The sequence below is a fragment of the Streptomyces sp. NPDC104307 genome (assembly GCF_055584045.1).
Genome location: NZ_JBVJMU010000002.1, coordinates 609,674 through 636,340 on the forward strand (window position 1 = coordinate 609,674; position 26,667 = coordinate 636,340).

The 26,667-nt window shown below is 69.5% G+C and carries 29 protein-coding genes; 11 read left to right on the forward strand and 18 right to left on the reverse strand.

Translation table 11 applies throughout. The annotated features are described in order from the left end of the window. Positions 1 to 128: 128 nt before the first annotated feature. The 5 genes from ACZ601_RS09410 to clpS form a co-directional block, all read right to left on the reverse strand. Complete coding sequence (locus ACZ601_RS09410; protein WP_440578032.1) at positions 129 to 254, reverse strand: putative leader peptide; 126 nt, start codon at positions 252 to 254, stop codon at positions 129 to 131. 134 nt (positions 255 to 388) lie between these two features. Further along, positions 389 to 820: a M67 family metallopeptidase gene (locus tag ACZ601_RS09415; protein WP_024489648.1), complete on the reverse strand. Its 432-nt coding sequence runs from the start codon at positions 818 to 820 to the stop codon at positions 389 to 391. 92 nt (positions 821 to 912) lie between these two features. Next, positions 913 to 2,346 carry an amino acid permease gene (locus ACZ601_RS09420; protein WP_440578031.1) on the reverse strand — a complete coding sequence of 478 codons (1,434 nt, stop codon included), beginning with the start codon at positions 2,344 to 2,346 and terminating at the stop codon, positions 913 to 915. Positions 2,347 to 2,673: 327 nt separating this feature from the next. Continuing rightward, positions 2,674 to 3,258, reverse strand: coding sequence for a DUF2017 domain-containing protein (locus tag ACZ601_RS09425; protein ID WP_469535015.1), 585 nt, complete (start codon positions 3,256 to 3,258; stop codon positions 2,674 to 2,676). A gap of 67 nt (positions 3,259 to 3,325) precedes the next feature. Next, positions 3,326 to 3,631: an ATP-dependent Clp protease adapter ClpS gene (gene clpS / locus ACZ601_RS09430; protein WP_018555894.1), complete on the reverse strand. Its 306-nt coding sequence runs from the start codon at positions 3,629 to 3,631 to the stop codon at positions 3,326 to 3,328. Between the two features lie 111 nt (positions 3,632 to 3,742). Between clpS and ACZ601_RS09435 the strand changes: the two genes are divergently transcribed. After that, the gene (locus ACZ601_RS09435; protein WP_440577698.1) at positions 3,743 to 5,071 is read left to right on the forward strand and encodes a nicotinate phosphoribosyltransferase; all 1,329 of its coding nucleotides are present in this window, start codon (positions 3,743 to 3,745) and stop codon (positions 5,069 to 5,071) included. A 134-nt stretch (positions 5,072 to 5,205) separates the two neighbouring features. Then, complete coding sequence (locus ACZ601_RS09440) at positions 5,206 to 5,790, forward strand: isochorismatase family protein (RefSeq protein ID WP_440577697.1); 585 nt, start codon at positions 5,206 to 5,208, stop codon at positions 5,788 to 5,790. A 13-nt stretch (positions 5,791 to 5,803) separates the two neighbouring features. On the opposite strand, the gene ACZ601_RS09445 is transcribed toward ACZ601_RS09440, so the two are convergent. Beyond that, positions 5,804 to 6,136 carry a hypothetical protein gene (locus tag ACZ601_RS09445; RefSeq protein ID WP_440577696.1) on the reverse strand — a complete coding sequence of 111 codons (333 nt, stop codon included), beginning with the start codon at positions 6,134 to 6,136 and terminating at the stop codon, positions 5,804 to 5,806. A 124-nt stretch (positions 6,137 to 6,260) separates the two neighbouring features. Next, the gene (locus ACZ601_RS09450; protein ID WP_469535020.1) at positions 6,261 to 8,660 is read right to left on the reverse strand and encodes an immune inhibitor A domain-containing protein; all 2,400 of its coding nucleotides are present in this window, start codon (positions 8,658 to 8,660) and stop codon (positions 6,261 to 6,263) included. A 369-nt stretch (positions 8,661 to 9,029) separates the two neighbouring features. Between ACZ601_RS09450 and ACZ601_RS09455 the strand changes: the two genes are divergently transcribed. Then, positions 9,030 to 9,362, forward strand: a complete 333-nt coding sequence (locus ACZ601_RS09455) for a hypothetical protein (RefSeq protein WP_469535023.1) — start codon at positions 9,030 to 9,032, stop codon at positions 9,360 to 9,362. 32 nt (positions 9,363 to 9,394) lie between these two features. On the opposite strand, the gene ACZ601_RS09460 is transcribed toward ACZ601_RS09455, so the two are convergent. Together ACZ601_RS09460 and ACZ601_RS09465 are read right to left on the reverse strand one after the other, a co-directional pair. Beyond that, positions 9,395 to 10,066 carry an RDD family protein gene (locus ACZ601_RS09460; RefSeq protein ID WP_440577693.1) on the reverse strand — a complete coding sequence of 224 codons (672 nt, stop codon included), beginning with the start codon at positions 10,064 to 10,066 and terminating at the stop codon, positions 9,395 to 9,397. Positions 10,067 to 10,212: 146 nt separating this feature from the next. Then, positions 10,213 to 11,883, reverse strand: a complete 1,671-nt coding sequence (locus ACZ601_RS09465) for an RDD family protein (protein ID WP_469535026.1) — start codon at positions 11,881 to 11,883, stop codon at positions 10,213 to 10,215. 224 nt (positions 11,884 to 12,107) lie between these two features. On the opposite strand from ACZ601_RS09465, the gene ACZ601_RS09470 reads away from it, so the two are divergent. Then, positions 12,108 to 12,584 (forward strand): SsgA family sporulation/cell division regulator, encoded by a 477-nt coding sequence (locus tag ACZ601_RS09470; RefSeq protein WP_440577691.1) that lies wholly within the window; start codon positions 12,108 to 12,110, stop codon positions 12,582 to 12,584. Positions 12,585 to 12,628: 44 nt separating this feature from the next. On the opposite strand, the gene ACZ601_RS09475 is transcribed toward ACZ601_RS09470, so the two are convergent. Next, positions 12,629 to 13,996, reverse strand: a complete 1,368-nt coding sequence (locus tag ACZ601_RS09475; RefSeq protein WP_440577690.1) for an FAD-binding oxidoreductase — start codon at positions 13,994 to 13,996, stop codon at positions 12,629 to 12,631. 97 nt (positions 13,997 to 14,093) lie between these two features. Here ACZ601_RS09475 and ACZ601_RS09480 point away from each other — a divergent pair, with 97 nt between their 5' ends. The 3 genes from ACZ601_RS09480 (at position 14,094) to ACZ601_RS09490 (ending at position 16,720) form a co-directional block, all read left to right on the forward strand. Further along, positions 14,094 to 15,788: a tetratricopeptide repeat protein gene (locus tag ACZ601_RS09480; protein ID WP_469535029.1), complete on the forward strand. Its 1,695-nt coding sequence runs from the start codon at positions 14,094 to 14,096 to the stop codon at positions 15,786 to 15,788. A gap of 111 nt (positions 15,789 to 15,899) precedes the next feature. Beyond that, positions 15,900 to 16,478: a Uma2 family endonuclease gene (locus ACZ601_RS09485; protein ID WP_469535032.1), complete on the forward strand. Its 579-nt coding sequence runs from the start codon at positions 15,900 to 15,902 to the stop codon at positions 16,476 to 16,478. A gap of 86 nt (positions 16,479 to 16,564) precedes the next feature. Next, positions 16,565 to 16,720, forward strand: coding sequence for a hypothetical protein (locus ACZ601_RS09490; RefSeq protein ID WP_469535034.1), 156 nt, complete (start codon positions 16,565 to 16,567; stop codon positions 16,718 to 16,720). A 14-nt stretch (positions 16,721 to 16,734) separates the two neighbouring features. Here ACZ601_RS09490 and ACZ601_RS09495 read toward each other — a convergent pair whose 3' ends face one another. Both ACZ601_RS09495 and ACZ601_RS09500 read right to left on the reverse strand, forming a co-directional pair. Further along, complete coding sequence (locus ACZ601_RS09495; protein ID WP_469535037.1) at positions 16,735 to 17,388, reverse strand: contact-dependent growth inhibition system immunity protein; 654 nt, start codon at positions 17,386 to 17,388, stop codon at positions 16,735 to 16,737. A gap of 21 nt (positions 17,389 to 17,409) precedes the next feature. Then, positions 17,410 to 17,937 (reverse strand): RNase A-like domain-containing protein, encoded by a 528-nt coding sequence (locus tag ACZ601_RS09500; RefSeq protein WP_469535038.1) that lies wholly within the window; start codon positions 17,935 to 17,937, stop codon positions 17,410 to 17,412. On the opposite strand from ACZ601_RS09500, the gene ACZ601_RS09505 reads away from it, so the two are divergent. Both ACZ601_RS09505 and ACZ601_RS09510 read left to right on the forward strand, forming a co-directional pair. Then, positions 17,899 to 18,081 carry a hypothetical protein gene (locus tag ACZ601_RS09505; protein ID WP_469535309.1) on the forward strand — a complete coding sequence of 61 codons (183 nt, stop codon included), beginning with the start codon at positions 17,899 to 17,901 and terminating at the stop codon, positions 18,079 to 18,081. The two genes, ACZ601_RS09500 and ACZ601_RS09505, sit on opposite strands and share 39 nt — an antisense overlap. 308 nt (positions 18,082 to 18,389) lie before the next feature. Then, entirely contained in the window at positions 18,390 to 18,923 is a 534-nt protein-coding gene (locus ACZ601_RS09510) for a hypothetical protein (protein ID WP_469535040.1), read from the forward strand. 98 nt (positions 18,924 to 19,021) lie between these two features. On the opposite strand, the gene alaS is transcribed toward ACZ601_RS09510, so the two are convergent. From alaS to ACZ601_RS09535, 5 genes are all read right to left on the reverse strand, one after another. Continuing rightward, positions 19,022 to 21,676 carry an alanine--tRNA ligase gene (gene alaS / locus ACZ601_RS09515; protein WP_469535043.1) on the reverse strand — a complete coding sequence of 885 codons (2,655 nt, stop codon included), beginning with the start codon at positions 21,674 to 21,676 and terminating at the stop codon, positions 19,022 to 19,024. 300 nt (positions 21,677 to 21,976) lie between these two features. Beyond that, entirely contained in the window at positions 21,977 to 22,750 is a 774-nt protein-coding gene (locus ACZ601_RS09520; RefSeq protein WP_440576046.1) for a glycosyltransferase family 2 protein, read from the reverse strand. A gap of 273 nt (positions 22,751 to 23,023) precedes the next feature. Then, positions 23,024 to 23,506 (reverse strand): DUF7848 domain-containing protein, encoded by a 483-nt coding sequence (locus ACZ601_RS09525; RefSeq protein WP_469535045.1) that lies wholly within the window; start codon positions 23,504 to 23,506, stop codon positions 23,024 to 23,026. Positions 23,507 to 23,574: 68 nt separating this feature from the next. Continuing rightward, positions 23,575 to 23,907, reverse strand: a complete 333-nt coding sequence (locus ACZ601_RS09530) for an ATP-binding protein (protein WP_469535047.1) — start codon at positions 23,905 to 23,907, stop codon at positions 23,575 to 23,577. Further along, on the reverse strand, positions 23,904 to 24,194 hold the full coding sequence (locus ACZ601_RS09535; RefSeq protein ID WP_469535049.1) for a hypothetical protein: 291 nt from the start codon (positions 24,192 to 24,194) through the stop codon (positions 23,904 to 23,906). Before ACZ601_RS09535 ends, ACZ601_RS09530 begins: the two co-directional genes overlap by 4 nt. Before the next feature lie 227 nt (positions 24,195 to 24,421). Between ACZ601_RS09535 and ACZ601_RS09540 the strand changes: the two genes are divergently transcribed. Together ACZ601_RS09540 and ACZ601_RS09545 are read left to right on the forward strand one after the other, a co-directional pair. After that, positions 24,422 to 25,273, forward strand: a complete 852-nt coding sequence (locus ACZ601_RS09540) for a helix-turn-helix domain-containing protein (RefSeq protein WP_469535051.1) — start codon at positions 24,422 to 24,424, stop codon at positions 25,271 to 25,273. A gap of 22 nt (positions 25,274 to 25,295) precedes the next feature. Further along, positions 25,296 to 25,505, forward strand: coding sequence for a DUF397 domain-containing protein (locus ACZ601_RS09545; protein WP_469535052.1), 210 nt, complete (start codon positions 25,296 to 25,298; stop codon positions 25,503 to 25,505). 75 nt (positions 25,506 to 25,580) lie between these two features. On the opposite strand, the gene ACZ601_RS09550 is transcribed toward ACZ601_RS09545, so the two are convergent. Continuing rightward, entirely contained in the window at positions 25,581 to 26,519 is a 939-nt protein-coding gene (locus ACZ601_RS09550) for a GlxA family transcriptional regulator (protein WP_469535055.1), read from the reverse strand. Between the last annotated feature and the right edge of the window lie 148 nt (positions 26,520 to 26,667).

A 26,667-nucleotide genomic window follows, 5' to 3' on the forward strand; every position in this document is an offset into this window, starting at 1 on the left:
GAGTGGTGACGGTGGGCGTGGGGCACGCGGCTCTGCCCCCGCGCGGGGGTGGAACGTGTGGGGCGGTACGTGTGCGAGGTGGTGCGGGTGGCGCCCCGGCCGGCGGCGGCGCCTTGCCCCGGCCCGGCTCAGGCCTCGCGGCCGGTGGGCCGGTGGTTCGTACAGATCGCGCTGGAGAGGCGGCACAGATCGACGTGCAGGCGCGCCACGAGCAGCGTGCCCGGCGTCTTGTCGCTCACGTCATGGAGAACCATGGGCTCATCGTATCGATTCCCGGTCCGGAATCCGGCATGTGATCTCAGCTGGTGGATGGTTGGCGTTCGACAGGTGGACAGGGCCGGGGTCGCGGCCCTGTCCGGCCGGTGGTGCGGGGGCCGGCGGCCCCGGCTCAGGCGGCGTCGTGGGCGTCGATGACCTCGACGTCCTCCTCGGTGATCTCTCCGTCCACGATCCGGTACGAGCGGAACTGGAAGGGCCCCGCCCCGTCGGTGTCGGCGGTCGATACGAGGACGTAGTGGGCGCCCGGTTCGTTGGCGTAGGTCACGTCGGTGCGGGAGGGGTAGGCCTCGGTCGCGGTGTGCGAGTGGTAGACGATCACGGGCTCCTCGTCGCGGTCGTCCATGTCGCGGTAGAGCTTGAGGAGGTCGGCCGAGTCGAATTCGTAGAACGTGGGCGAGCGGGCCGCGTTGAGCATGGGGATGAAACGTTCGGCGCGGCCGGTTCCGGCCGGCCCGGCGACCACGCCGCACGCCTCGTCGGGGTGGTCGGCGCGGGAGTGCGCGACGATCTGGTCGTACAGCGCCTGGGTGATGGTCAGCATGGCGCCCAGGATAGGACGACGGGCCGCCGCGTACCGAGGGGTGGTACGCGGCGGCCCGCATCGTGGAACCGCCCGGGTCACGGGCGGACGGTTCAGCGGCCGGTGAAGGCCTTGTTCGCGGGGTTGCGGGCCTTGAGGACCAGGTAGGAGACGCCGAGGATCAGGGCCCACAGGGGGGCGCAGTACAGCGAGATCCGGGTGTCCTTGTCGATGCCCATCATCACGATGACCAGTCCGAGGAAGGCGAGCGCGAAGACGCTGGTGTACGGGGCGCCGGGGGCCCGGAAGCTGGACTGCGGGAGGACTCCGCGGTCGGCCAGCCGGCGGTAGCGGAGCTGGCTGACCAGGATCATGATCCAGGCCCACATGCCGGAGATGGTGGCGAAGGAGACGACGTAGGTGAAGGCGTCGCCGGGCCACTGGTAGTTGATCCAGACGCCGACGAGCATCAGGGCGGCCGAGACGGTGGTGCCGACCAGCGGGGTGCCGCTCCTGGTCAGCCGGGTGAAGACCTTCGGGCCCTGGCCGTTGAGCGCGAGGTCGCGCAGCATGCGGCCGGTGGAGTACATGCCGGAGTTGCAGGAGGAGAGCGCCGCGGTCAGGACGACGAAGTTGACGATGCCCGCGCCGAGGCCGAGGCCCATCTTCTGGAAGGCCTCGACGAACGGGGAGACGTCCGGGGAGAACGCGGTCCAGGGGACCACCGAGAGGATCATGACGAGCGCGCCGATGTAGAAGACGGCGATGCGCCACGGCACGGTGTTGATGGCCTTGGGCAGCACGGTCTTCGGGTCCTTGGACTCGCCCGCGGTGACGCCGACGAGTTCGACGGCGAGGAAGGCGAACATCACGATCTGCAGGGTCATCAGGGTGCCCTTGATGCCGTGCGGGAAGAAGCCGCCGTCGGCCCAGAGATGGGTGACGGACGCGGTGTCGCCGGCGTCGGAGAAGCCGAGGGTGAGGATTCCGGCGCAGATGAGGATCATGCCGACGATGGCGGTGACCTTGACCATCGAGAACCAGAATTCGAGTTCGCCGAAGAGCTTCACGGAGATGAGGTTCACGCCGTAGAGAATGACCGTGAAGATCAGTGCGGAGACCCATTGCGGAATGTTGAACCAGAACGTCATGTACTGGGCCGCTGCGGTGACTTCGGTGATTCCGGTGACGACCCAGAACAGCCAGTACGTCCAGCCGGTGACAAAGCCCGCGAAGGGCCCGACGAATTCACGGGCGTACTCCGAGAAGGATCCCGCGACCGGGCGGTACATGAGGAGTTCGCCCAGGGCCCGCATGATGAAGAAGATCACCAGGCCGGCGATCGCGTAGGCCAGGATGAGACTGGGTCCGGCCTTGGCTATGGCCTTGCCCGCGCCGAGGAAGAGGCCGGTGCCTATGGCCCCGCCGATGGCGATCATCTGGATCTGGCGTGCTCCGAGGGCGCGCTGGTAGCCCTCGGCCGAGGTGGTGTCCGCGGCTGCGGCCGGTGGTTCTTCCGGTCCCTTTTCGACCTTCGCCGATGTCATGTGGTGCGCCTTTCTCCACACTGATCCGCGCCTTGCGACCGCGGATCAGTTCCTGATCCCCCCGGATATGGATGGAGTGCCGCCGGTGGTGACCGGTCGATAGCGCCGTCGGGGACAGGGGTGGCGTCCCCGAGTGGTCGTGAAGATCTATCACGGGCATCACGGGGGCTCGTCGGACATCATGTGGCGCATACCACAAGAAGAAGCGGACATCGGTGTGCAGGCATCGCAAACAAGGCTGATCGGGTGACGCGATCGTTATTCGGATTTGAGCGTCCGTTGAGCGAACACAAGGGGTGGCGCGCAGGCCGGCCCTTGACTGCCGCGTTACGGCATCAGCGTCTCGATGAGCGTTTCCTGGAGGCCGCCCAGCCAGAGGTAGGCCATGACCATGGGCTTGCGCGGGTCGCTGTCGGGGAGCCGGTAGAGCGAGCCCTCCTCGCCGCCGTCCTCGTCGGAGACCTCAAGCCGGGCGCCGATGGTGAGGCGCAGGTCGTTGAGGGTCCCCAGCCAGTTGCGGCACTGCCCGGCGTCGAGCCGGAGCACGGCGCCGCTCTCCCCGACGGGCGAGAGTCCGTCCAGGGTGCGTACGACCACGAGGGCGTCGTCGCGCTTGCGGGTGCGCAGGTCGTTCTCGGTGAAGCGGCGGAACTCGGCCGAGGCGGCGCGCAGTTCGTCGTCCTCGTCGCCGTAGGCCTCGGGGAAGAGCCGGGCCAGGGCGGGGTCGCTGGGCGGCTCGCTGGGGCCCTCGGCGAAGAGTGCGGCGAGCGGGTCCTCACCCTCGACGGGTTCGTCGCCGGGTCCGATGAGCTCCAGCAGCTGGACGGCGAGGGAGCGCAGGATCGCGACCTCCACCTCGTCGAGCGCGACGGCCGCGCCGCCGCCGGGGGTGGCCTCGAAGTGGCCGGCCATGGGTTCTCTCCGATGGTGGTCGGGCGTGCGGGGCGGGGCAGGACAGAGCGGGGCGGGCAAGGGCGTGCTAGTTGCGGTCCTGGGTGAGTGTGGCCCAGAGCCCGTAGCCGTGCATCGCCTGGACGTCGCGCTCCATCTCCTCGCGGCTTCCGCTGGAGACGACGGCGCGGCCCTTCTGGTGGACGTCGAGCATGAGCTTGTGGGCCTTGTCCTTCGAATAGCCGAAGTAGGCCTGGAAGACATAGGTGACGTAGCTCATGAGGTTGACCGGGTCGTTGTGGACCAGCGTCACCCAGGGGACGTCGGGCTCGGGGACGACGAGGTTCTCCTCGGCCGATTCGGGACGTTCGATCTCTACGGGGGCGACGCTCACCTACCCCATGCTGCCACCCGGGAGGGGGCATCGCACAAACGGGCCCGGCACCGCGCCGGGCCCACCACCCCCATCTCGTCACTCTGACGAAATAGGGGTAGCATCCCCGGCATGAACTCTGCGGACCTTGGGCGACGGGTCGGTGTGCCCTCGACAGCGCTCTTCACCGACCAGTACGAGCTCACGATGGTGCAGGCCGCGCTGAAGGCCGGCACCGCCGACCGGCGCTCGGTCTTCGAGGCGTTCACCCGCCGGCTGCCCGAGGGGCGGCGCTACGGCGTCGTCGCGGGCACCGGGCGGGTACTGGACGCGGTCGAGAACTTCCACTTCGACGACGAGATGCTCGCCTTCCTGCGCGACCAGAACGTGGTCGACGCCCCTACGCTCGACTATCTGGCCGATTTCCGCTTCAGCGGGGACATCTGGGGCTACCCGGAGGGCGAGGTGTACTTCCCCGGCTCGCCGATCCTGCGGGCCGAGGGCTCCTTCGCCGAGTGCGTGCTGCTGGAGACGGTGATCCTGTCGATCCTCAACCACGACTCGGCGATCGCCGCCGCGGCCTCGCGGATGTCGTCGGCGGCAGGCGGCCGCGGGCTGATCGAGATGGGCGCGCGGCGCACCCATGAGCTGTCAGCGGTGGCCTCGGCCCGTGCGGCGTACATCGGCGGCTTCGACACCACCTCCGACCTGGCCGCGGGCTTCCGCTACAACATCCCGACCGTCGGGACGAGCGCCCACGCCTTCACCCTGCTGCACGACTCGGAGCGCGACGCGTTCCGGGCCCAGGTCGACTCGCTGGGGCGCGACACGACGCTGCTGGTCGACACGTACGACGTGACGGCGGCGGTCCGTACGGCGGTCGAGGTCGCCGGGACGGAGCTGGGCGCCGTCCGGATCGACTCCGGCGATCTGCTGCTGGTCGCGCACCGGGTGCGCCAGCAGCTGGACGAGCTGGGCGCGACGGACACGAAGATCGTGGTGACCTCGGACCTGGACGAGTACGCCATCGCCTCGCTGGCCGCCGCGCCGGTGGACGCGTACGGGGTGGGCACGCAGCTGGTGACCGGCAGCGGGCAGCCCACCTGCTCGATGGTCTACAAGCTGGTGGCGCGGGCGGCCTCGGCCGATCCGGCGGACCCGCTGCGTCCGGTGGCGAAGAAGTCGCTCGGCGCGAAGACCTCCATCGGGGGCCGCAAGTGGGCGGCGCGCCGGCTGGACGAGGACGGCGTGGCCGAGGCCGAGGTGATCGGCACCGGTCCGGTGCCGCCGGAGCTGGCCGGCCGGCAGCTGCTGGTGGAGCTGGTCCGGGGCGGCGAGGTGGTCGCCCGGGAGCCGCTGGACGCGGCCCGGGAGCGGCACATCGCGGCGCGGGCGGGGCTGCCGATGTCCGCGATGCAGCTGTCGCGGGGCGAGCCGGTTCTTCCCACCGAGTACGTATGAGGCGCGGACGGGCTTGATTGTGGGCCCCGAGTCTCTAGGCTCGGGGCCATCCCCGTATCCGCCCCGAATCCCTGGGCCCGGGGCCATCCCCGTAACCGCCGCTCTTCCGCTTCCCCCACCTAAGGACACCCGCCATGCACCGCGCCTTGATCGTCGTGGACGTTCAGAACGACTTCTGTGAGGGCGGGAGCCTCGCGGTGGCGGGGGGTGCCGATGTCGCCGCCGCCATCACGGACCTGATCGGTGAGGCCCAGCCCGGCTACCGGCACGTGGTGGCCACCCGTGATCACCACATCGACCCCGGCGGCCACTTCTCCTCGGCGCCGGACTTCGAGCACTCCTGGCCGCCGCACTGCGTGGCCGGTACGGAGGGGGTGGGCTTCCACCCCAATTTCGCGCCCGCGGTCGCTTCCGGGGCGATCGACGCGGTCTTCGACAAGGGGGCGTACGCCGCGGCGTACAGCGGCTTCGAGGGCCTGGACGAGAACGGCGTGGGGCTGGCGGAGTGGCTGCGCGACCGAGGGGTGGATTCGGTCGACGTCGTCGGTATCGCCACCGACCACTGCGTCCGGGCCACCGCGCTGGACGCCGTCCGGGAGGGCTTCGGCACGCATGTGCTGCTGGATCTGACCGCGGGCGTCGCGGAGGCGACCACGGACCGGGCGCTGACGGAGCTGCGGGAGGCGGGCGTGGTGCTCGCCGGCAAGCCTGTGGTGTAGCGGGAAGAACCGGTCAGCTCTGCCGGGCCGGCAGGGCGGGCCTCAGGAGCGCCCGGATCGGGTGCCAGAGTTCCTGGGCCCGCTCGGGTCTCGCACGCCACAGCACGCCGTCGGGATGGTGCAGGACGGCGGTGATCTCGTCCGGGGTCGGCGGCTCCGCGTTGCCCCGGAGGTAGACGGCGCGCAGGCCCAGATTGCGCAGCCGGGTCAGTGCGCGGGCCCGGTTCGGCGCGTGCACCAGGACGCGGACCGGGGTGTCAGGCCCCACGCTCTGCGCCGGGCTCGACAGTGTGATCGCGACGACCACGCTCCCGTTCGGCAACTTGCTGAATCCTCCGCCGGCCATACTCCGCACTCCCCCGTGAGACATCGTGTCAATAAGGAACAGAACAAGAGGCACCTAAACACGATCGGCCGCCGCCCGCTAGAGGGCGACGGCCGATCATGCTCTGACCTGCGGTGTTACCGGATTATCGGTGCGAGGCGCCCACCCGGACGGTCATCGTGGAGCCGCTGAGCGGCTCGCTGACGATCGTCAGCCGGGTGTTGGTGTCAGGAACCTGGACACTCCCGGTCGGGTTCTCCTTGTACCAGTAGGTACCCAGGTGGTCGTCGAAGATCGGCGCGCCGAACTGCGGCTTGATCTTCGTGGCCACGTCACCGTTGTGGAGCGTGAACCCGTCGGTGGGGTACCAGCTGAACGGTGCGTCGAAGGGCTGGATCTTGTTACGGATGACCGTGCCGTCCGCCCACTTCAGCGGCTTGGCGTGCGCGTCGACCGGCAGGATCAGGCCCTTGCCCGGGTGGACAGAGACGTTGTTGTCCTTCTGCGAGGTGTCCCACAGCCAGACGAGCAGACCGTTCTGGTACGGGTAGTGCTCGACCCAGTCCGGACGGGTCTTGGAGAAGCCGAAGTTGTACGGGCCGACCTTGAGGGTCTGGTCGTAGCTGACGTACTGGCGGTTCTCCGCGAGGTAGTACTGCGGGTAGTCCTTGGTGAACGACTTGCCGACCCGCGAGAAGCCCTTGGCGGTCCAGCCGTTGTCGTCGCCCTCGGCGTTGTCCGTGAAGAGCGCGGCACCGTCGGCGTTGACCGCGATGGTGTCGGCCGCGAAGCCCACACCGCCCGCGCCGCCGTCGGTGGCGTAGCGGAAGCGGACGTCGATCTTCTTGCCCGCGTAGGCGTCCAGCGGGTACGAGAGCTTCTGGTACTTGCCGGAGACGTCGGTCAGGGCCGGCTTGTCACTGGCGTCGCGCGGGATCGCCTTGCCGTCGGCGGTGCCGTCGATCGCGGTCCAGCTGGTGCCGCCGTTGTCCGAGACCTCGGTGTAGAGGTAGTCGTAGTCCGCCTCGATGTCCCACCAGCCGGCGAGGTCGAGGGAGGCCTTGGACTTGCCGGTGAGGTCGACCGGGCGGGACAGGGTGTTGTTGAGGTTGTCACCCATGTCGCTCCACCACTGCTTGGCACCCTCCGCGGGCGCCGTGACATCGGTGGTGACGGCCTTGTCGGGCAGCGTGACGACGAGCGCCTGCTTGTCCTTGGTGTTGTACTCGGACACGCCCAGCTTGTGAGTGGACTTCGTCGCGGCCTTGGCCTCGGCGTAGTTGAGCCAGCCCAGCTGGAGCTTGTCCCAGGCGGTCATGTCGCCGGGCAGGTCACCGATGCTGTTCTTACCGGTGCCGAGCCAGGAACCGGCCGACATCAGGGACCAGAAACCGACCGAGTTCTCGGCGGTGTTGGTCGTGTCGTAGAGGTCCGGCAGACCGAGGTCGTGGCCGTACTCGTGGGCGAAGACGCCCAGGCCGCCGTTCTCGGGCTGCGCGGTGTAGTCACCGACCCAGATGCCGGTGTCACCGATCTGGGTGCCGCCGGCCTTGTTCTCGGCCGGGCCAGTCGCACCGGCGTCCGTGCCGTAGGCGTACCAGCGGTGCGCCCAGATGGCGTTGGTGCCCTCGACGCCGCCGCCGGCGGACTCGTCCTCGCCGGCGTGCACGATCTGGAAGTGGTCGATGTAGCCGTCGGGCTCGTTGAAGTTGCCGTCACCGTCGAAGTCGTAACGGTCCCACTGGTCGTACTGGGCGAGATCCGTCTTGATCTGCTCCGGAGTACGGCCCTTGGCCTTCTGGTCGGCGGCCCAGGCGTTGGTGCCGTCCTTGATCATGTCCCAGGCGTTGGCGCAGTTGGTCGAACCGCACCAGTTCGAGCCGTAACGGGCCTCGTTGTACGGGACCTTGACCCAGTCGGAGACCTCGCCGTCCACCGAGTAGCGCCCGGAGGACGTCTTCTCGTAGTACGTCTTGAGCGAGTTCTTGCCGGCGCCCTCGCCGAAGTACAGGTCCTGGAAGTGGGCCTGGTTGTAATCGGCCTGCCAGGCGGTGCTGTTGTCCTTCTTGGGGTCCGGCTTGGCTATCTTGTTGTGCGCCGGTCCGGGCGTGCCGCCGTACTTCGGGACGGCGGGCTTGGGGCCGTCGCCGTCCGGGTCGAACATGGTCGTGTTGTCGACCTTGTCGCCGAACTCCACCAGGATGGTGAAGATCTTGTCGGTCTTCTCGCGGCCCAGCTCGACGTACTTCTTGTCGTCCAGCTTGACGACCTTGGAGCCGCCGCGCGTCGACACCTTCTTGTCGCCGGATATGACCTGCTCAAGAGCGGCCTGACGCTGAGCGTCCTGCTGCTTGCTGAACGGGCCTTCCAGGTTGTGCGCGTTGCCCTCGTTCGACCCCGGGTCCCGGCGGTCGACAGCGGAGGCAGCGGTGCCTGGCGCTTTGTCATCGGCCTGAGCGGTGGCGAAGGCGGATGCGGTGGCGGCGGTCGCGGCCATGGCCACGACAACCGCTCCGGTGCGAAGCGCCCGTCTGTTGATGATCACGTGATGCAGTCCTCCCCGGCGCCCGCGACTGCGGCCTGGGGATGTGAGGGGGCCGCGCGCGGAAACGCGTCACAAGTGACGACATTCGACCGGAGTTACGAGAGAAAAGACAGACCTTGACTTGAACAGACCAAGTGCACTATGCAGGAGCACATTTCCGCTATCCGGACGACCACGTCACACTCAACCGGCGCGCCGAAGAACGGGATTGGCACGGAGAATGACTCCGTGCGCCCCCCGTGCACCGGCACTGTGGGTTAGGTCATGCTTACTACCCGTTCCGCGAGGGCATCCACCGTCGTAGAGTCGCTTGACAGTGCGACCGTGTTGAGAGACCGCCCATCCGACGTCCCGAGGACGGATAACGCCATGCAGCGTCCTACTGCCGCACAGCTCTCCTACGGTTCGGTCACCGTTGTCTTCTCGACCCTCGCCATGCTGCTGCTGTCCCGGACGAGTTCGGACCTGGGCATCGTCGTGATCGCCGCGGCCGGGCTCGCGCTCGGCCTGCTGGTGGCCGTCAACGTGCCCGCGCCGACGCGCCGCCGGACATCGCCCACCGGGGCCGCGGTCTCCGCGCACCAGGACGCCCGCCCCGCCCACGAAGCCGGGGACCGCGCCGTGGGCCAGGTACAGCGCACGATCCCGGCCGCGCGCACCTCCGCCTCCGCACGGGTGGGCCAGCACTCACTGCGGCACTGACAGCGTCCGTACCGGGCCGTGCTCCGGCTGCCTCAAGCCGTGTTGCGGCCGTTGGTGGTCACCACCACCGTCTTGCCCGCCTTGTCCTGCAGTGCCTGCCGGTACGGCTTGTCCGTGAACATCAGCACGATGTTGATCAGCCACCACAGGCAGGGGCAGCACAGCAGCGCCGGCAGCCACAGCACCACGGCCCGCAGGAAGGAACTGCCGGTGTCGGGCACGCTGCCGTCGTTGAGCATCGCGACCCGCAGCTTCAGCAGCCGCTTGCCGAGGGTGCGGCCGTCCTTGTGCGTGAAGTACGTGTCGTACCCGACATAGATCACGAGTCCGATCAGCGACCAGATCAGCTGATGGCCGCTGTACGTCTGGGCGAAGATGTCACCGACGTCGTCGTTCCCGTTGTTGTCGTTGGACACCTCCACCGCGCCGCCCCAGGGCAGTGAGATCAGGTACAGCGGGATCGAGATGATCAGGAAGTCGATCAGCCTGGCCAGGATGCGCTTGCCGGGCTCGGCGAGCGGCGGCATCCCCGCCAGCGGGTCCGCGCCCCCGAACTGGCCTCCGCCGTAGGGGCCGGGGTCGTACGGCGGAGGAGGCGGCGCGCTGTCGTAGGGCGAGCCCGACGGCGGCTGGGGCTCGTGCGGCTTCTTGAGGAACGGGTCGTCCTCTGGCGGCTGGCCGGACGTCGGCTGATCGTTGCTCATGGGGGCAGTGCACCCCGCCGCACGGGCGCCCGCAACGGCTGAGGTGCTTTCGGGGGAACGGGGACCACCCGACGGCCCATCACCCGATGAGCCGTCAGCCGTGCGGGTCCATAAGCCATACGGGTTCCCTCAGCCGTGCGGGTTCCTCAGCCGGCCACGAAGGTGCGGGCCGCCTTGTCGTGCCAGCACTGCCGCCACGGCCGGTCGATCAGGCACCACAGCACGTTGAGCACGCCGACCACCAGGAGGCCCAGCACTCCGTAGACGAGCCAGCGGCGCAGGGCGGCGCCGAAGGTGGGCGACGAGCCGGACTCGATGTCCCGTACGCCGAGTCCGCAGAGCTTCTTGCCGAGCGTACGGCCCCACTTCGCGGTCGGCAGTGCCTCCAGGAGGACGCCCAGCACCAGGAACGCGACGAGGACCCCGGCGGCCAGTCCGGCGGTGGTGGAGTCCAGCAGCCAGACGGTGACCGTCTCACCGGACAGCTTGGCCGCGTCGATCTTCTCGTTGATGTGGTCCGCGGCCCGGGTCGCGAGGGGGAAGGCGACGGCGCCGACGAGCGCGCCCAGCACGACGGTGTCGATGAGCCGGGCGGCGAACCTCTTGCCGAGCGCGGCCGGACGGGCCGCCGACTGAGCCGCCGCCAGCTGCTGGAAATGGTCGTTCACCGGAGGCTTCCAGGGCACGACGGGCTGATCGGGCCCCTCAGCCTGGTGGGGTGCCTGGGCTTGGTGAGGCGTCTGGGCTTGGTGGGGCTGGTGAGCTTGCTGGGCCTGCTGGGGCTGCTGGGCCTGCTGGGCCTGGCGGGTCTGCTGGGCCTGGCGGGTCTGCTGAGGCGCTTGAATCTGCCGGGGGGTCTGAGCCTGCCGGGGCGTCTGAGCCTGCTGAGGTGCCTGAGCCTGCTGGGGGAACGCGGGCCCCTGATGCTGCGCGGGGCCGGGCGCTGTGGTCTGTGGGGCTGCCGGGGCGGCCGGAACGGCCGGGCCGAGCGCCCGGATCGTCATCGTGCCCTCTGCGGGCGGCTCCTGACCGTCGCGGTTGCCGCCGCCGGAGTCGGCGGAGCCCCCGGACCGACCTGAGCGTCCGGGCCGGGCGACCCGGATGGCGACGGTGTTCTCCGCCCGGTCACCGCCGTCCCGCATGCCCGGCAGCGCACCGGCAGCCGGGCCGGGCGCCGGGTCAGGGGCCGCGTCCGGGCCCGGAGGCACAGGCAGGCGCGGGTCCACCGGAGCGAGGTCGGCGCTACGCCGGACGGCGGGCGAGCGGTCACCGGAGGAACGCGGCACCGGGGAGCGGTCTCCGGGCGTGTCGGCTGCCGGGGAACTGCCCTCGGGCGTACGCGGGTCGGCGCCCGACGCAGACTGCACGGGCTGCTGCGAGAGCTGCTCACCCTGCTGCGAGGGCTGAACGGGCTGCGGGCCGGGCTGACCCGGCTGACCCGGCTGGCCGGGCTGACCCGGCTGACCCGGCTGACCGCCCCAGGAGACCCGGCGGTCGTGCTCGCCGCCGAAGCCGTTCTGCCGGGAGACGTCGGCCTGCCAGGCGGGCGAGGGCTCGGACCGGACGTCGGCCGGCGGATCCTCGTCGAAGAACATCGGACCGGTCTCGTCCACCGGCGCCGGGGCGGGCCGGTGCGGTTCGGCCGGCTCCGGTTCGGGTGCCGAGGGCATCGACTCGCCGCTCTGCGGGGCGGGCCTGCTCGTGCCGGGCACCCAGGAGGCGCCGTTCCAGTACCGGACGTATCCGGGAATGGACGGATCGGGGTAGTACCCCTCGCGGGGGCTTTCGTCACCGGGTGCCGGGGTTGGGGCGCTCATCACCGTGGTCCCGTATCTCTTCGAGTCTCAGTACAAGGGTCTCAGTACAAGGGTCCACATCTACCAGACACCCGCGTACCCCCGTGCCGGTCCGGGGGTTTGGGCCACTTTCCGGTCACGCCAATCTTTTTTCCCCGAAGTCGCGTAATGGATGGCGGGGAGGGCGCTCTCTCCCTGTGAAGGCCGGTCGCGGGACCGGCTCACAGGTCTCGAAGGGACGCCTCATGCACACCGTCGTGGAACGCGAGCTGGAGCTCAAGCTGGTCCTGTCGCCCGAGCGCAGCATCCCGGTGCCCGCCCGGCTGACCTATCGGACCCAGGACCCGTACGCCGTGCACATCACCTTCCACATCGGCTCGGACGCCCCGGTGTACTGGACGTTCGCCCGCGATCTGCTGGTGGAGGGCGTGTTCCGGCCGTGCGGGCACGGGGACGTACGGATCTGGCCGACCAAGGTCGACGGACGCTCCGTCATCTGTGTGGCGCTGACCTCGCCGGACGGCAACGCCCTGCTGGAGGTGGGGTCCGCCGCCGTGGCCGCCTGGGTGGAGCGGACGCTGCGGGTGGTGCCGCCGGGCACGGAGTCCGAGCGGCTCGGCATCGACGAGGGCCTCGCGGAACTGCTGGCGCCGCTGCCGGCCGACGACCTGTGGATGAGCGATCCCTGGCCGTCGGACGAGACGCAGGACGGCGAGAGTTGAGCGGGCGCGGCGCGGGACGCCGGCCGGAACACCTTGCCGGGGTGTCAGAACACCTTGCCCGGGTTGAGCAGCCCCAGCGGGTCGAAGGCCTGCTTGATGCCCCGGTGCAGTTCCACGCTCACCTCGCCGAGTTCCCGGGCGAGCCACTCCTTCTTGAGTACGCCGACGCCGTGTTCGCCGGTGATGGTGCCGCCGAGTTCGAGGCCGAGCGCCATGATCTCGTCGAAGGACTCGCGGGCCCGCCGGGACTCGTCGGCGTCCGTGTGGTCGAAGCAGACGACGGGGTGGGTGTTGCCGTCGCCCGCGTGGGCGCAGACGCCGATGGTGAGGTCGTACTTCTCCGCGACGGCGGCGGTGCCCTCCAGCATGGCGCCGAGCTTGGAGCGCGGTACGCACACGTCGTCGATCATCGTGGCGGACTTGACGGTCTCCAGCGCGGTGAGCGACATCCGCCGGGCCTGGAGCAGCATTTCGGATTCGGCCGCGTCCTCCGCGGGGACGACCTCGGTGGCTCCGGCGGCGGTGCAGAGTTCCGCGACGGCGGCCAGATCGGCTGCGGGGTCCGGTGTGTCGAAGGCGGCGAGCAGGAGCGCCTCCGTGGAGTCGGGGAGGCCCATGTTCGCCATCTTGTTGACGGCTCGGACTGTCGTACGGTCCATCAGTTCGAGGAGTGACGGAGTGTGCCCCCGCTCCATGATCGCGCAGATCGCGTCGCAGGCACTGGCCGCGCTGGGGAACTCGGCGGCCAGCGCGAGCTGCCGGGGCGGCTTCGGCTTGAGCGCGAGCACGGCCTTGACGACGATCCCGAGGCTGCCCTCGGAGCCGACGAGGAGCCGGGTGAGGTCGTATCCGGCGACGCCCTTCGCGGTGCGGCGGCCGGTGCTGAGGAGGCGTCCGTCCGCGAGGACGACGTCGAGGCCGAGGACGTATTCGGCGGTGACCCCGTACTTGACGCAGCACAGGCCGCCGGAGGCGGTCCCGATGTTGCCGCCGATGGTGCACATCTCCCAGCTGGAGGGGTCCGGCGGGTAGTACAGCCCGTGCTCGTCGACCGCGCGGGACAGCACCGCGTTGATGACGCCCGGCTCCACCACGGCGATCCGGTCGACGGGGCTGATCTCCAGGATGCGGTCCATCTTGGTCAGGGAGAGCACGATGCAGCCGTCGGAGGCGTTCGCGGCGCCCGACAGGCCCGTGCGGGCCCCCTGCGGGACGACCGGGACGCGCAGGGCCGTGGCGGTGCGCATGACGTGCTGGACCTGCTCGACGTTGCGTGGGAGCGCGACGACGGCCGGGGAGCCCGCCTCGCAGAAACTCGCCATGTCATTGGCGTAGGAGGCGGTGATGTCCGGGTCGGTGATCAGGGCCTCGGCCGGGAGCCCCGCACGCAGTAGTTCGAGAAGATCGTCCATGATCCAAGACTCGCATCCGGGCCCATTGGTGTGAACCCGTAAGCGCCTGTCATCCCAAGACGTGGTGCGATCTTCGTACTGACGCAGAGTGATCGGCATGGACGTCACTCCGCAGCAGCCCCCGGCGGCCCCCGGGCCGGACCACTCCCCCGAGACCCCGGACACCGCGTACGCCCCACCCTGCGAATCCCCTCCGGCCCTGCCGCCGGACCCCGCGTCCCTGGCCGAGCCGCCACCCGCCTCGCTGCGCACGACGCTGCGCCGGGCCGCGGTCGGCGCGGTGGCGGGTGCGGTGCTGGTGACGGGTGCGGTGGTCGCCGTGCCTGACGAGGACAAGGACGCGGCGCCGCCGGTGTCCGGTCCGGTCTCCCGGGCGATGACCGCGACGACGGCCGGCTCCCCCGCCTCGCTCTCCGATCTGACGGCGCTGATCGGGGACCGGCAGTCGTGGGTGGGCACCCACCCCTCCGACGCGCAGTCGTGGGCGGTGCTCGGGTCCGCGTACGTGGAGTGGGGGCGGCGGGCGGCGGACGCGGCGTACTACACCCGCGCCGAGCAGGCGCTGAAGCGGTCGCTGAACGTGCAGCCGGGTGACCGGGGGAACGAGGCGGCCTGGGTCGGCCTCGCCTCGCTCGCCAACGCCCGGCACGACTACGTGACGGCGAAGAAGTGGGGCGAGACGGTACGGCGCCGGCAGCCGAAGCAGTGGACGGTGTACCCGGAGCTGATCGACGCGTACAACGGCCTCGGCGACCAGAAGTCGGCGATCACGGCGGTGGAGAAGTACACGGAGCTGCGGGCCGGGGTGCCCGCGCTGGGACGGGCGGCGCAGATGTACCGCGACCGGGGCTGGCGCGAGGACGCGCTCGCCACCGCCCAGGACGCCGCGAACCGGGCGAAGACAACTGCGGAGAAGGCCGCCTGCCTCTCCCGGCTGGGCGACCTGGCCTGGGAGCGGGGCGAACCGAAGGAGGCCGTGGCCCAGTACGGGGCGGCGCTGCGCACCGACCGCGCCCACCACGCGTCCCTCGCGGGCCGCGCCCGTGCGCTGGCGGCCCTGGGCCGCACGGACGAGGCCCAGCGGGACTACCAGGCCGCACTGGCCAAGTCGCCGCGGCCCGAGTACATGCTGGAGCTGGGCGAGCTGTACGAGTCGCTGGGCCTGGACGGCGACTCCGTCAACCAGTACACCCGGCTGCGCAAGGCGCTGTCCCGGGCCGGAACCCAGGGCGTGGACGAGGCGCTGCTCCTCGGCCGCTTCGAGGCCGCCCACGGTGACGCGGACGCGGCGGTGGAGGAGTTGCGCGCGGAGTGGGACCTCGGGCACCGCAGCGCGGCGGTGGCCGACGCGCTGGGCTGGGCGCTGCACCGCTCGGGCGATTCGGACTCGGCTCTGGAGTACGCGCGGAAGGCGGTCGACACGGGCGGCCAGAACGCCTCGTACGCGTACCACCTCGGCATGGTCCAGCGCGCGCTGAGGGACTTCGGCCCGGCCCGCCGCAACCTGGAGGCCGCGCTCCGCACCAACCCCCGGTTCTCGCCGCTGGACGCCCCGAGCGCGCAGGAGGCCCTGGACACCATGGGCCTGCCCCCGGCGGGCGGCCCCCAGGACATGCAGCCCGCACCCCCACCGGCACCACCCCAGGCCCCGGCCCCGCCCCCGCAGCGAACCGACCCGCCGCAGTCCCCGGCCCCGTCCCCCGCACCCCCGAAGCAGGGCGCGGCGGGCCCACCGGCACCGTCACCATCGGCGGCCAAGCCTTCGTCGTCGGGGGCGGCGTCGGGGCACTGACATCCGGCGCGAGCCCGCCCCGCCCGAGGCGGCGCGGACGGTCCGGCCCACCCAGCCGCCCGCCCGCCTCGACCGGCAGCTGCGCCACTCTCGGCCTCTATCATCAAATACATGAACGACACCGTGTACGGTCATTTGCGCAAATTCGCCGCAGAACTCACCGTGCCTCCCGGTCTGGAGTACCCGGAGATCAGCCACGGCGAGATCGTCATGATGATGTCACCAGTGAAACGGCACGAGCTCGCCGCGCTGCGTTTGCGGAGGCAGCTCGACGCCCAACTGCCCGACGGAGTGGTCGCCCACACCGGCGGAGATGTCGAGGACCAGGTGCTGGGGATCCTGCGACGCCCCGATGTGATCGTGATCCCTGAATCGGTGCTTGAGGAGGGGGACGAGCAGGGCATCGACCCGGCGGACGTTCTCCTTGCCGCCGAGATCGTCTCGCGCTCCAACCCCGAGAACGACTACGTGAGCAAGATGCGCGACTACCCCGCCATGCGCATTCCGCGCTATCTGATCGTCGACCCGCGCGCAGGCATCGTCCTGCACCACTGGAAGCCGACCGGTAGCGGAGACGACGCCCGCTACACCAACACGATGGAGTACGCGTTCGGCGACATCGTCACGGTAGGTGAATGGACCGTCGACACAAGCGTGTTCCTCCGCTACGCGGCGGACGGCGGCAATTAGCCACGGCGATCAGGGAGCACGTCCGCGCTCAGCACTCCGCTGCCTTGCACACGGGCCCCGGTTCGCAGCCTGGGCCCGTCAGCCTTGTGCGACGCGAGCCGGCCGCGTCAGTGGCCGCCAACGGCGCCATGCCCCCCTACCTGCGCCAGGCGCTCACGCACCTCGACGTCTGCTCGGTGATGTACGGCCTGGCCCAGTGGATGGAGGCCGTCTACGGGCTGTCCACCGAGCAGGCGGCATGAGGGACAGCGCAGAGTTACTCTTTACTGGTTAAGGATAATTTCCCGCACGTCCACCAACCATTGGCGCAGCCGTACGCCCGGAGGCGGGGAACCTCCAAGCCCCAGCGCACTCGCCGATTTTTGAGCGATTGATCCGACTCGTTGAGAGTGAGAAATTCGCGGATTTCTTCTGCCGCTTGTTGGAGGTCGCTCTCAGGTGTGTCCGAGATGTAGTCGTCGAGGGCTTCTCTGTGTGAGGAGTACTCCAGCGGGAAATCCTGGTGGAAGTACGCTCCCAGCATCTGTGACAGTTCCGGGAATCGCTCTGCCCACTCCCATGCGGTTTGAGGCGGCGTGCGAGGAGATGCTGTCGGACCCTCCAGGCTCCTTCGGAGGTGACCGTAGATGACAGCAAGGCATCCTTCCACCGTTCCTCCGACGGGTGGGTTGATCTTGGGAAGGAGGTCGACGTCTTCCGCGATCTCGTCGTTGAACAGGCCGACCGCGAGAAGATCTTCGATTTCGGCCAGAGCCTCGGCTACGCGCCCCGGGTCTGAAGCCGTTTGCCTGAGATAGGCACACAGCGCGTCCCCCGGGCAGCTCTCAGTGTCATCGAAGGCGAAACCTGTCGATTCGTAGGAAGACAGGAGACGCCGAAGTTCTCGGAAGCGATCGGTCGACGTTGCCACTTTTTTGAACCTACTCTTGAACTAGGGAATGGGGTAGGACGTGAGGACTCTATAACCACTCACTGCGGACGGATCGCGATTCAGGACCACTTGAACCCCGGTGACCCACTGCTCCGCGGTTCCCTGCTTGAAATTCTCCCGGCTCAAACTCATTCCAGTGGCCTCGCTGAAGTGTGCCGGGAAAACGAGCTTCTTCTTGGAGCTGGCGAGCCACTCGCCAATCTCCTTCTGCTTTCTCAGGATTACGGCATCAGTGAATTTCTGTGCCTCTCCTTTCCCTTCGTCACCGGCAACATCGGCACGGTACTTGGGATTGGCGGGACCTCTGCGTTTGTCCCGGGGCCAGGCGTTGTAGTCAACGTCACGCGCCCACCGCAGCCCCACGCGCAGGACCAGGAACCCGGTGCGCCCTGTCCGCGCCGCGTGCTCGGCGCACCACAGGTGCCGTACGGCAACACCCGGCGACGCGGCAGGCTCCGGGCCCTCCCCACACGTGGTGCACTCCGTTTCGTGCACCGCCGGGCTGTCGAACGCGTCCTCGACGAACACTCAGCCCGGCGGCCCCGGCGGGTCGCACTTCCCGTGGGCGCGGTCGACTTCCTGGTCGGCTGGCTGTCCGGTGACATCACCAGCGTCCTTTCCGACGCCGCCGAGTTCGCCGCCGACGCCGAGGAGTTCGCCACAGAGGACTGATCCGCTGCTCATCGGCGTGTGAGAGGAGCCGAGCCGCACGAGCCGGCCGATCAAGCTCTGTCACGGCGGCGGTCTTAGCGGCGGGGCCCCGATCCGACGACCGGAGCCCCGCCAGGGTTCTGCGTCCGCGCCAGGGTGACTGGGCCTCGGGTGAACCTTGGGTGGACGGCGGGAAGACCGCACAGTCGTCCGCCGCGCCGGGACGCCGCGCGATGCTTCCGGCGTAGCGCGAGGACGCGAAGCGCCGCGTGACAGACTCCTCCCCGGACGCGCGGGGGCGCACGCGCCCGCGACTTGGGAGGGGACACGTGAGCAGGACGAAATGGGCCGCTTTGGCGCTGGCCGTCATAGCCGTCGGGGCCGCGGGCTGCGGCACGGACGACGCCGGTACCGAAGCCCCCGCCCCGTCGTCGGCGGCGCCCCGGCCCGAGGGCACGGGCCCTCTCCCGGAGAAGGCCGTGCGCGCAGACCTCGACTCCTCGGCCGCGAACGCGGGCGTTCCGGACAACGCTCCGGACTACGCCCGCTCGACCGAGGAGCGGACGGACGACTCTCTGGCATCGTGCGGCGTCGCGTTCAAGGGCTTCGGTACCAAAACCACGCCCGTTGACCTCACCCGATTCGAAAAAGTGGTGAGCGAGCTCCGCGAGCGCGACTGGCAGCCGCCCCGGGAGAACAGCAAGGGCACGGACGCCGTCGGCGAGACCCGGGTGGTCCTCAAACAGCGCGGCTGGTCCATGGTGGCGTCGCACATGGACATCCAGAAGGGCGTGATCACCCTGCTGGCCACCGAAGACGCGTGCGTGAAAAGGATCGGCGTCGACGCGGGTGTGCTCGGCTGACCAGCCGCCCTCATGGCTTGGCGAACGGTGCGTCAGAGGCGGACGTCGTGCACCGCGAGCGCCCGCGGCAGCACCAGCACGTGAGTACGGAGCCTGTGTCAGCCGTTCAGTAGACGCTCAGCTTCCTGGCCGGCGATGGCCAGTGCCTGGCCCAGGCGTTCGGGGGCACGGCCGCCTGCGTTGGCGATTGCCCCTCGTCCGCCGGATCCGCCGCCGACGATCCGTGCCGCTTCGGTGAGGAGCCGGCTCGCCTCAGCCCCGGTCTGATGCAGAGCGGGCGAGACGGCGGCCACCAGCAGGGCCTTGCCCTGGTGTTCGGTAGCCAGGATGACGATGGCCACCCCGGTTCCCAGGCGCGTGACGGTGTCGGCGGCCAGGGAGCGCAGTTCGTCGGAGGCGATGCCGGTGACGGGCTGGACGAGGAGGCGGCCCCGCCCGGAAGTCCGAGCATCGCCCGCCAGGTCTGCCGCAATCCGGCCGAGTTCGGCCGTACGGTGGCGGGCCAGTTCACTCTGGGCGGAGGCGAGCGCTTCCAGGCGCTTGTGCAGGACGTCGGGGGCCTCGGCGGGCCGGGTGCCGAGCAGGCCGGAGAGTTCGGTCAGCAGTCGTCGTTCGGTGTCGAGGTGGGTGATGGTGCCGTGGCCGGTGAGGGCTTCGACGCGGCGGAGGTTGGAGCCGATAGAGGATTCGGTGAGCAGGCGGAAGGTGCCGACCTGGGAGCCGTGAGCGACGTGGGTACCGCCGCACAGCTCACGGGAGAAGTCGCCGATGTCGACGATGCGGACTGTGTCGCCGTACTTCTCGCCGAACAGGGCGATCGCTCCGGCGGCCTCGGCCTCGGCACGGTCGGCGTGCCAGGCGCGGACCGCAGGGTCGTCGAGAACATGGCCGTTGACGGTCTGCTCGATCTGGGTGAGCTGGTCGGGGGTGAGTGCACTGAAGTGGGCGAAGTCGAAGCGGAGCCGGTCGGGTTCGACGAGCGAGCCCTGCTGGCGGGCGTGGTCGCCGAGGGTGGCCATGACGACGGCGTGCAGGATGTGGGTGGCGGAGTGTGAACGCATCAGGCCGGCCCGGCGGTCGGCGTCGACAACGGCTTCGCCGCTCGCGCCGGTGGTCAGTTCGCCGTCCAGGACGCGGGCGGTGTGGACGCGGAATCCTTCCAGGCCGTAGCGGGTGTCGGTGATGCGTACGACGGTGCCGTCGCTCAGGTTGAGAGCGCCGGTGTCGCCGATCTGCCCGCCGGCTTCGGCGTAGAAAGGTGAGCGGTTCAGGACCAGCTCGACCTCTGTGCCCTGGCCGGCGCTGGGCACGACCGCGCCGCCGGAGATGAGCCCGGTGACCGTGGCCTCAGCGGACAGGTGCTCGTATCCGAGGAACTCGGTCCGCGGGAGGGCGGCGGACAGTTCGCGATAGGTGTCCTGTTTCTTCAGCGCCTGGGAAGTCCTGGCCTTGCCGCCGGCCTTGGCGCGCGTGCGCTGCTCGTCCAGAAGGGTGGCGAAGCGGTCTTCGTCGACGTTCAGTCCGGCGTCCCGGGCGGCCTCGACGGTGAGTTCGACGGGGAAGCCGTAGGTGTCGGCGAGTTCGAAGGCGGTCTCGCCGGTCAGCGCGGCCGAGCCGCTGTGCTGGGTACGGCTGATCGCGGCGTCCAGGAGCCGGGTGCCCTGGGTGAGGGTGCGGCTGAAGGATTCCTCCTCGGCGGCGACGACCTGCTCGATCAGCGATGCCTGCCCGGTCAGCTCGGGCCAGACGCCGCCGAGATTGCGGATCACGCGGGCGGTCACCGGGGGCAGGACGGGGCCGTCGATGCCGAGCAGGCGGGCGTGGCGGATCGCGCGGCGCATCAGGCGGCGCAGGACGTAGCCGCGGCCGTCCTTGGCGGGCAGCACGCCGTCGGCGATGAGGTAGGCCATGGAGCGGGCATGCTCGGCGACGACCTGGAAGGAGACCTTCTCCTCGCCCTCGGACGGCATCGCGCGGCCGGCGAGGTCCTGCACGGCGTTCAGGGTGGGCAGCAGCAAGTCGGTGGTGCACACGTTCTGGGCGTCCTGGAGGATCGCGGCGAGCCGGTCCAGGCCCAGGCCGGTGTCGACGCCCTTGCGGTCGAGCTCGCCGAGGATGGGGAAGTTGCCCTTCCTGTCGCCCTCGCCACGCTGGAACTGCATGAAGACCAGGTTCCAGATCTCGACGTAGCGCTCGCCGTCGACGGCCGGGCCGCCCTCCTCGCCGAAGGCCGGACCTCGGTCGTAGTTGACCTCCGAGCACGGCCCGCAGGGGCCAGGAACGCCCATGGACCAGTAGTTGTCCCCCATGCCAAGGCGCTGGATACGGTTCGCGGGGACGCCGATGCGGCGCCAGATGTGCTCGGCCTCGTCGTCGTCCTCGTAGACGGTGATCCAGAGCTTGTCCTTCTCCAGCCCGTAGCCCTGGGTGAGGAGTTCCCAGGCGTAGGCGATGGCGTCTTCCTTGAAGTAGTCGCCGAAGGAGAAGTTGCCCATCATCTCGAAGAACGTGGCGTGCCGGTTGGTGCGGCCGACGTTGTCGATATCGGAGGTGCGGGCGCACTTCTGGATGCTGGTCGCGCGGGGGAAGGCGGGGGTGGTCTCGCCCAGGAAGTAGGGCTTGAACTGGTTCATCCCGGCGTTCGCGAGCAACAGGGTGGGGTCGTCGGGGACCAGCGGGCTGGAGGGGACCAGCTGGTGACCACGGGAGGTGAAGAAGTCGGTGAACGTCTGTCGGATCTGCGTCGAGCGCATGGCGGTATGGCCTCACGGAAGAGTCACGGAGGGTGCAGGGAGAGTGATCACACGCCGAGCCGGGCCGAGAACAGGGACTGAGGAAGTTCTCAGTTCTCCAGCTCGACGCAGATAGCTCGCGCCCCCAGGGGGTACACCGTGACTCCTGATCCGTTGCCGCACAGGTGGTGCAGCAGACCATGTGGGCACTGGGCGCCAAGTCTGCTGCACCACCGACTGTAGCGGGTCGACTTCCGGCATCGCTCAGAGTTGTCGCCCCCGGCTCCCGGACCGCACCCGCCTCCCGGGTGCGGTCCGGACTCAGACGCGCGAGTTCCGCAGCGACTGCCACACCGCGCCGGCCAGTGCGCGCGTCGCCCGGGGAACCGAGAGGTGCTCGTGCTCGCGGTACAGGTTCCAGTTGTACGGGACGAGCGAGAGCTTGTTGGAGGACAGCGATCCCGCCTGGTGTGCCCGGTACACCGCGAGCGGTTCGGCGAGGCCCCGGGCGTCGGCGCCGTCGCGCATGATCGACAGCCACAGCGCGTAGTCCTGGCGCTTGCGCATCTCCGGCATCAGCCTCGTGCCCAGGACGTTGCGGTCGTACATGGCGGTCAGCGCTCCGATGTGGTCCCGGACCAGCATCGCGCGGTAGTCCACGTGCCCTGTCGCCCGGACCACCCGGCCGTTCGGAACGAAGTCGGTGCTCTCGCCGTCGTAGTCGGCGTCCATCTTGAAGTACGAGGTGAACGTCAAGGGCGCGCTGCCCGCGGCAGCGAATTCGATCTGCCGCTCCGTCTTCTCCGGCAGCCACATGTCGTCACTGTCGAGGAACGCGACGTAGTCACCCCGGGCCCGCTGAATAGCGAGGTTGCGCGCCCGGCCGGCACCGCCCCGTTCGGGTGCCGACTCCGGCAGGACGCGCTTGTCCTGCCGGGCGAACTCCATGAGCAGATCCATGGAGTCATCAGAGGACTTGTCGTCGGTGACCAGGAGCTCAAGGTCGCTGTGGGTCTGTGTGAGCACCGACCGGATGGCAGCGCCGACGGTGGCTGCCGAGTTGTACACGGGCATCACAACAGACACCAGGGGCACTGCGCTTCTCCTTGCTCAGCCGGAACGACGGTCCATTCAAACACTGCGATGGAGGACGGGCTGCCATGCACATCGTTGTCGCTGGTCAGGGCTATCAGGACCGTACCGGCGCAGGGCCGTCAGCTCCGCGATCGCGCCTGTCCCGGCGCGTGAGAAACAGGACATCGGACGGTGCCTGGACGTCCGGCGGCTCCGGGCCGGTGCAGCCGGTGAGCAGGTAGCGTGTGGCCCGGTCCGCCGACAGCCCCTCACCGGCCGCTGCGTCACCTACGTCTACGTCGAGGCATCACGCTCCCTCGCCCCATCGCTCAGCACCCACGGGCTGCCCGCCCCCGCGGAGGGGCCCGCGACCGCGCGCAGCAGCCCGACGCGCAGGACCAGGAAGCGGGTGTGCCCTGTCCGGACGGCATGCTCGGCGCGCCATACGTGCCGGACGGCTACGGCCTCCGGTACGGACGGCTCCGGTCCCTCGCCGCAGGTGACGCACTCCGTCTCGTGTATCACCGGGCTCTCGGACGTGTCCTCGACGAACACCCAGCCCGGGAACCCGGACGGCTCCGGGGCCGATACCGTGACCAGCCGATCCGCGGGCACCCGCAGGGGCCGCCCGCCGCCGGTGAAGGCCAGCACCACCGCCATGCCGCCGGTCGCGAACCGGTCCAGCCGCACAGCGCTCACCTCGCGCCACTCCCCCTGTACGTGCACGAGGTCGCCGCGCCTCATCCGTACCGCGCACCGGAGCTGTTCAGTCGGCATCCCGGGCGCCTCCGCCCGCTGCGGGGAGCCCGCACTCCGCCCAGACGGCTTTCCCCGGGCCGATCCGGTCAGCGGTCCGCCAGCGCGGCCACGAGGAAGAGCCCGCGCCCGTCGCACGCGTCCAGTGCGGGTTCGCGGCCGACAGGCCGGACGGCCGAGGCGTCGTGCACCTCGATCCGCACCCCGTCCGACAGCCGGACGAACCGGGTCTCGATCTCCCGCCCCGGCGAGACCCGGGCATGCCGCCCGGCGTTGGTGAGTAACTCCGACAGGACGAGCGACGCGGTGTCGGTGAGCGCCGCCATCTCCCAACGTGCCAGTGCCGTACGCAACTCGGCACGCGCCCGCCCGACCTGACGGGGGCGACGACTCCACCGCCGCACCACCTGTTCCGGCGTCACCGCCCGACCACCACACCGTGAATGACGCGCGGCCCCGCGTCGATACCGTGGGATGCCAGCCACAACACGGTCCGGTGCGCCCGTCGTTGCCGGATCGCGGCCCGCTCCCACCGGGCCCAGGCGGCGGGCGAGTACGGACCGCGCGCGGCGGCCAGCCGGGTGTCCGCCAGAGCGATGGCCCCGGACCGGGACTTGGCGGGGAAGGGCGGTGGGAGGGGGCTGAGTTGAGGGGGCGGATTCATGGACCGCAGCAGCGGACCAAACAGCCAGTCGATAACATGCTTCATGTCGACGCTCCTGTGAGGGCGTGGGCCACGCCCCCGGACCGGCGCAGGTCGCGGGGGTCTTTTGCGTGCGCAAAAACTCACCTTTCGCAACAACACAGTTGCGGTGAGTTACGAATCCAGAGTGTCTCGGAACCCGTCCTCACCGCAACCGAATCAATAGGAAACCGTTCCAAGATCTTTTGTGGCTACTACCCTTGGCCCGTCACCATTCATAAAGGGGGGTACGCATGGTCGATTCCCGGCCTTCTGTCCGACGGCGAAGGCTTGCCACAACACTCGTCCAGCTCCGTGAAGCGGCCGGAAGGTCTCCGGAGGAGGCCGCTGACCGGATCGGATGCCACCGATCGAAGATCAGTCGCATCGAGAACGCACACCTCGGTATCTCCCTCGGTGAACTACGCGACCTGCTGACGTTCTACGGGGTGCAGGACGATGTACTCATCGAGGACCTGGTAACGCTTGCCCGGCGCCGCAACGAACGCGGATGGACACGAAACCTGGGCACGACGCTCCCCTCGTACGCGGATCACATCGACTACGAGCAGACGTCGGACTACATCCGGTCCTTTCAGCCGCTCCTGGTTGCCGGGCTGTTCCAGACGCCCGACTACGCAAGAGCCTTGTATCGGGCCAATCCTGAGATGCTCAGCCCCGAGCGCATCGACGAGCTCGTCGGCATGAGGATGCAACGGCAAGAAGTGCTCGCGCGCGAGCAAGCGCCGCGCATCTGCGTGATCGAGGGGGAGGCAGCCCTGCGCAGCGAGGTGGGCGGTGCCTCCGTGATGAGGCCACAACTCGACCAGTTGCTGGAGCTCGGCGAGCGTCCGAACATCGAGATCCAGGTCGTGCCCTTCAGCGCGGGCGCTCACGCCGGGCTCGTCGGGGCATTCGTCGTGTTCGGCTTTCCCACGCCCACCTTTTCCGACGTCGTTTGCGTTGAGCACGTCACCGGAACACTGCACATGGAGACCCCTGCCGAAACGGGCCGTTATACGCTCGCGTTCGACTCATTGAGATCGGTGGCGTTGAGCCCCGTGGACAGTAATGACCTCATCCACCGGATCAGACTCAAGCTTTAGCCGCCAGGAAGAGGTAACCACCATGCTCGCTACCGAACTTGGCCGTGCCGTCTGGCGCAAGAGCAGCTACAGCGGCGGCGGATCGTCGGGAGGCGACTGCATAGAGGTCGCCGACCTCGCCCCCGGCCCCCGCACCGCCGTCCGCGACAGCAAGAACCCCGCCGGCCCCGCCCTCCTCATCGGGAACCAGGCCTGGGGCGCCTTCGTCGCGGAGGCCAAGCGGCTTCCCTGAGGTGGGCATCACGTCGGGCACGGGACGTCCCGGGGCGGTCCGCGCCCGCGCGATGGAGGGCCGGTGGGGCCATTGTCAGCTGAACGTGCGCCGGTAGGTCTGCGGGCTGACACCGGTGGTGCGTTTGAAGCGGTCGCGGAAGGCGGTGGGGGAGCCGAAGCCGACCTGGCTGCCGATGCGTTCGACGGAGTGCCCGGTGGTTTCGAGGAGGTGCTGTGCCTGGCGGATGCGGGCTCGGTGGAGCCATTGGAGTGGGGTTATGCCCGTCTGGTCGCGGAAGCGCCTGATCAGGGTCCGGGTGCTGGTCCCGGCCCGCGCGGCGATGTCAGCGAGACTGAGCTCGCGGGCCAGGTTCTCCCGTAGCCAGTCGAGCAGGGCTTCCAGCTCGGAGCCCTGCGGTGTGGGCGCGTGGTCGTGGACGATGAACTGGGCCTGACCGCCTTCTCGTTCGAGAGGCATGACCGAGAGGCGGGCGGCGTCCGCGGCGACGGCGGAGCCGTAGTCATGGCGGATCATGTGCAGGCACAGATCTATGCCTGCGGCCGCGCCGGCCGAGGTGAGGAACTGGCCGTTGTCGACGTAGAGGACGTCCGGATCGACGTCGATGTCCGGATGGGTGGCGGCCAGCAGGCCCGCCGCTCGCCAGTGCGTCGTCACTCGCAGCCCGTCGAGGAGCCCGGTGGCGGCGAGGGGGAAGGTGCCCGTGCAGATGGAGGCGATCCGTGTGCCGCCGGCAGCGGCTGACCGCAGCGCGTCCCGCACGAGGGCAGGGACGGGGGTCGCGGGATCGGTGACACCAGGCACGATGACCGTATCCGCTTCCTGGAGAGCCTCCAGCCCCCAGGGGGCACGCAGGGTGAAGAATCCAGCGTCGATCTCGTCGCTCTCGGCGCACACCCGGATCCGGTAGCCGGGGCGCCCGTCGGGCAGGCGGGTCCGGGAGAAGACCTCGATCGGGGTGGACAGATCGAACGGGATCACCCGATCCAGCGCGAGAACGGCGACGGTGTGCATGGCTGGAATCTACCTCGTCACTGGCTCGGTGAATCCGGACCGGTGGCGAGCGTGGTGACGTTGCCGCAGTTCAAAGCTCTTCGATGGCCTTCAAGGCTCTCCGAGAGCCTGTGGCGTTATCCCGTTGAAACCTGTCATTCTTGCCACT

Excerpts from the sequence above, each read along its gene's own strand:
- ACZ601_RS09480 (WP_469535029.1), top strand. The coding sequence starts at position 14,094 with ATGGACGTCACTCCGCAGCAGCCCCCGGCGGCCCCCGGGCCGGACCAC.
- ACZ601_RS09440 (WP_440577697.1), top strand. The coding sequence starts at position 5,206 with ATGCACCGCGCCTTGATCGTCGTGGACGTTCAGAACGACTTCTGTGAG.
- ACZ601_RS09485 (WP_469535032.1), top strand. The coding sequence starts at position 15,900 with ATGAACGACACCGTGTACGGTCATTTGCGCAAATTCGCCGCAGAACTC.
- ACZ601_RS09535 (WP_469535049.1), bottom strand. The coding sequence starts at position 24,194 with ATGAAGCATGTTATCGACTGGCTGTTTGGTCCGCTGCTGCGGTCCATG.
- ACZ601_RS09415 (WP_024489648.1), bottom strand. The coding sequence starts at position 820 with ATGCTGACCATCACCCAGGCGCTGTACGACCAGATCGTCGCGCACTCC.
- ACZ601_RS09545 (WP_469535052.1), top strand. The coding sequence starts at position 25,296 with ATGCTCGCTACCGAACTTGGCCGTGCCGTCTGGCGCAAGAGCAGCTAC.
- ACZ601_RS09420 (WP_440578031.1), bottom strand. The coding sequence starts at position 2,346 with ATGACATCGGCGAAGGTCGAAAAGGGACCGGAAGAACCACCGGCCGCA.
- ACZ601_RS09525 (WP_469535045.1), bottom strand. The coding sequence starts at position 23,506 with ATGCCGACTGAACAGCTCCGGTGCGCGGTACGGATGAGGCGCGGCGAC.
- ACZ601_RS09475 (WP_440577690.1), bottom strand. The coding sequence starts at position 13,996 with ATGGACGATCTTCTCGAACTACTGCGTGCGGGGCTCCCGGCCGAGGCC.
- ACZ601_RS09425 (WP_469535015.1), bottom strand. The coding sequence starts at position 3,258 with ATGGCCGGCCACTTCGAGGCCACCCCCGGCGGCGGCGCGGCCGTCGCG.
- ACZ601_RS09465 (WP_469535026.1), bottom strand. The coding sequence starts at position 11,883 with ATGAGCGCCCCAACCCCGGCACCCGGTGACGAAAGCCCCCGCGAGGGG.
- ACZ601_RS09550 (WP_469535055.1), bottom strand. The coding sequence starts at position 26,519 with ATGCACACCGTCGCCGTTCTCGCGCTGGATCGGGTGATCCCGTTCGAT.
- ACZ601_RS09460 (WP_440577693.1), bottom strand. The coding sequence starts at position 10,066 with ATGAGCAACGATCAGCCGACGTCCGGCCAGCCGCCAGAGGACGACCCG.
- ACZ601_RS09435 (WP_440577698.1), top strand. The coding sequence starts at position 3,743 with ATGAACTCTGCGGACCTTGGGCGACGGGTCGGTGTGCCCTCGACAGCG.
- alaS (WP_469535043.1), bottom strand. The coding sequence starts at position 21,676 with ATGCGCTCGACGCAGATCCGACAGACGTTCACCGACTTCTTCACCTCC.
- ACZ601_RS09410 (WP_440578032.1), bottom strand. The coding sequence starts at position 254 with ATGGTTCTCCATGACGTGAGCGACAAGACGCCGGGCACGCTGCTCGTG.
- ACZ601_RS09445 (WP_440577696.1), bottom strand. The coding sequence starts at position 6,136 with ATGGCCGGCGGAGGATTCAGCAAGTTGCCGAACGGGAGCGTGGTCGTC.
- ACZ601_RS09470 (WP_440577691.1), top strand. The coding sequence starts at position 12,108 with ATGCACACCGTCGTGGAACGCGAGCTGGAGCTCAAGCTGGTCCTGTCG.
- ACZ601_RS09540 (WP_469535051.1), top strand. The coding sequence starts at position 24,422 with ATGGTCGATTCCCGGCCTTCTGTCCGACGGCGAAGGCTTGCCACAACA.
- ACZ601_RS09455 (WP_469535023.1), top strand. The coding sequence starts at position 9,030 with ATGCAGCGTCCTACTGCCGCACAGCTCTCCTACGGTTCGGTCACCGTT.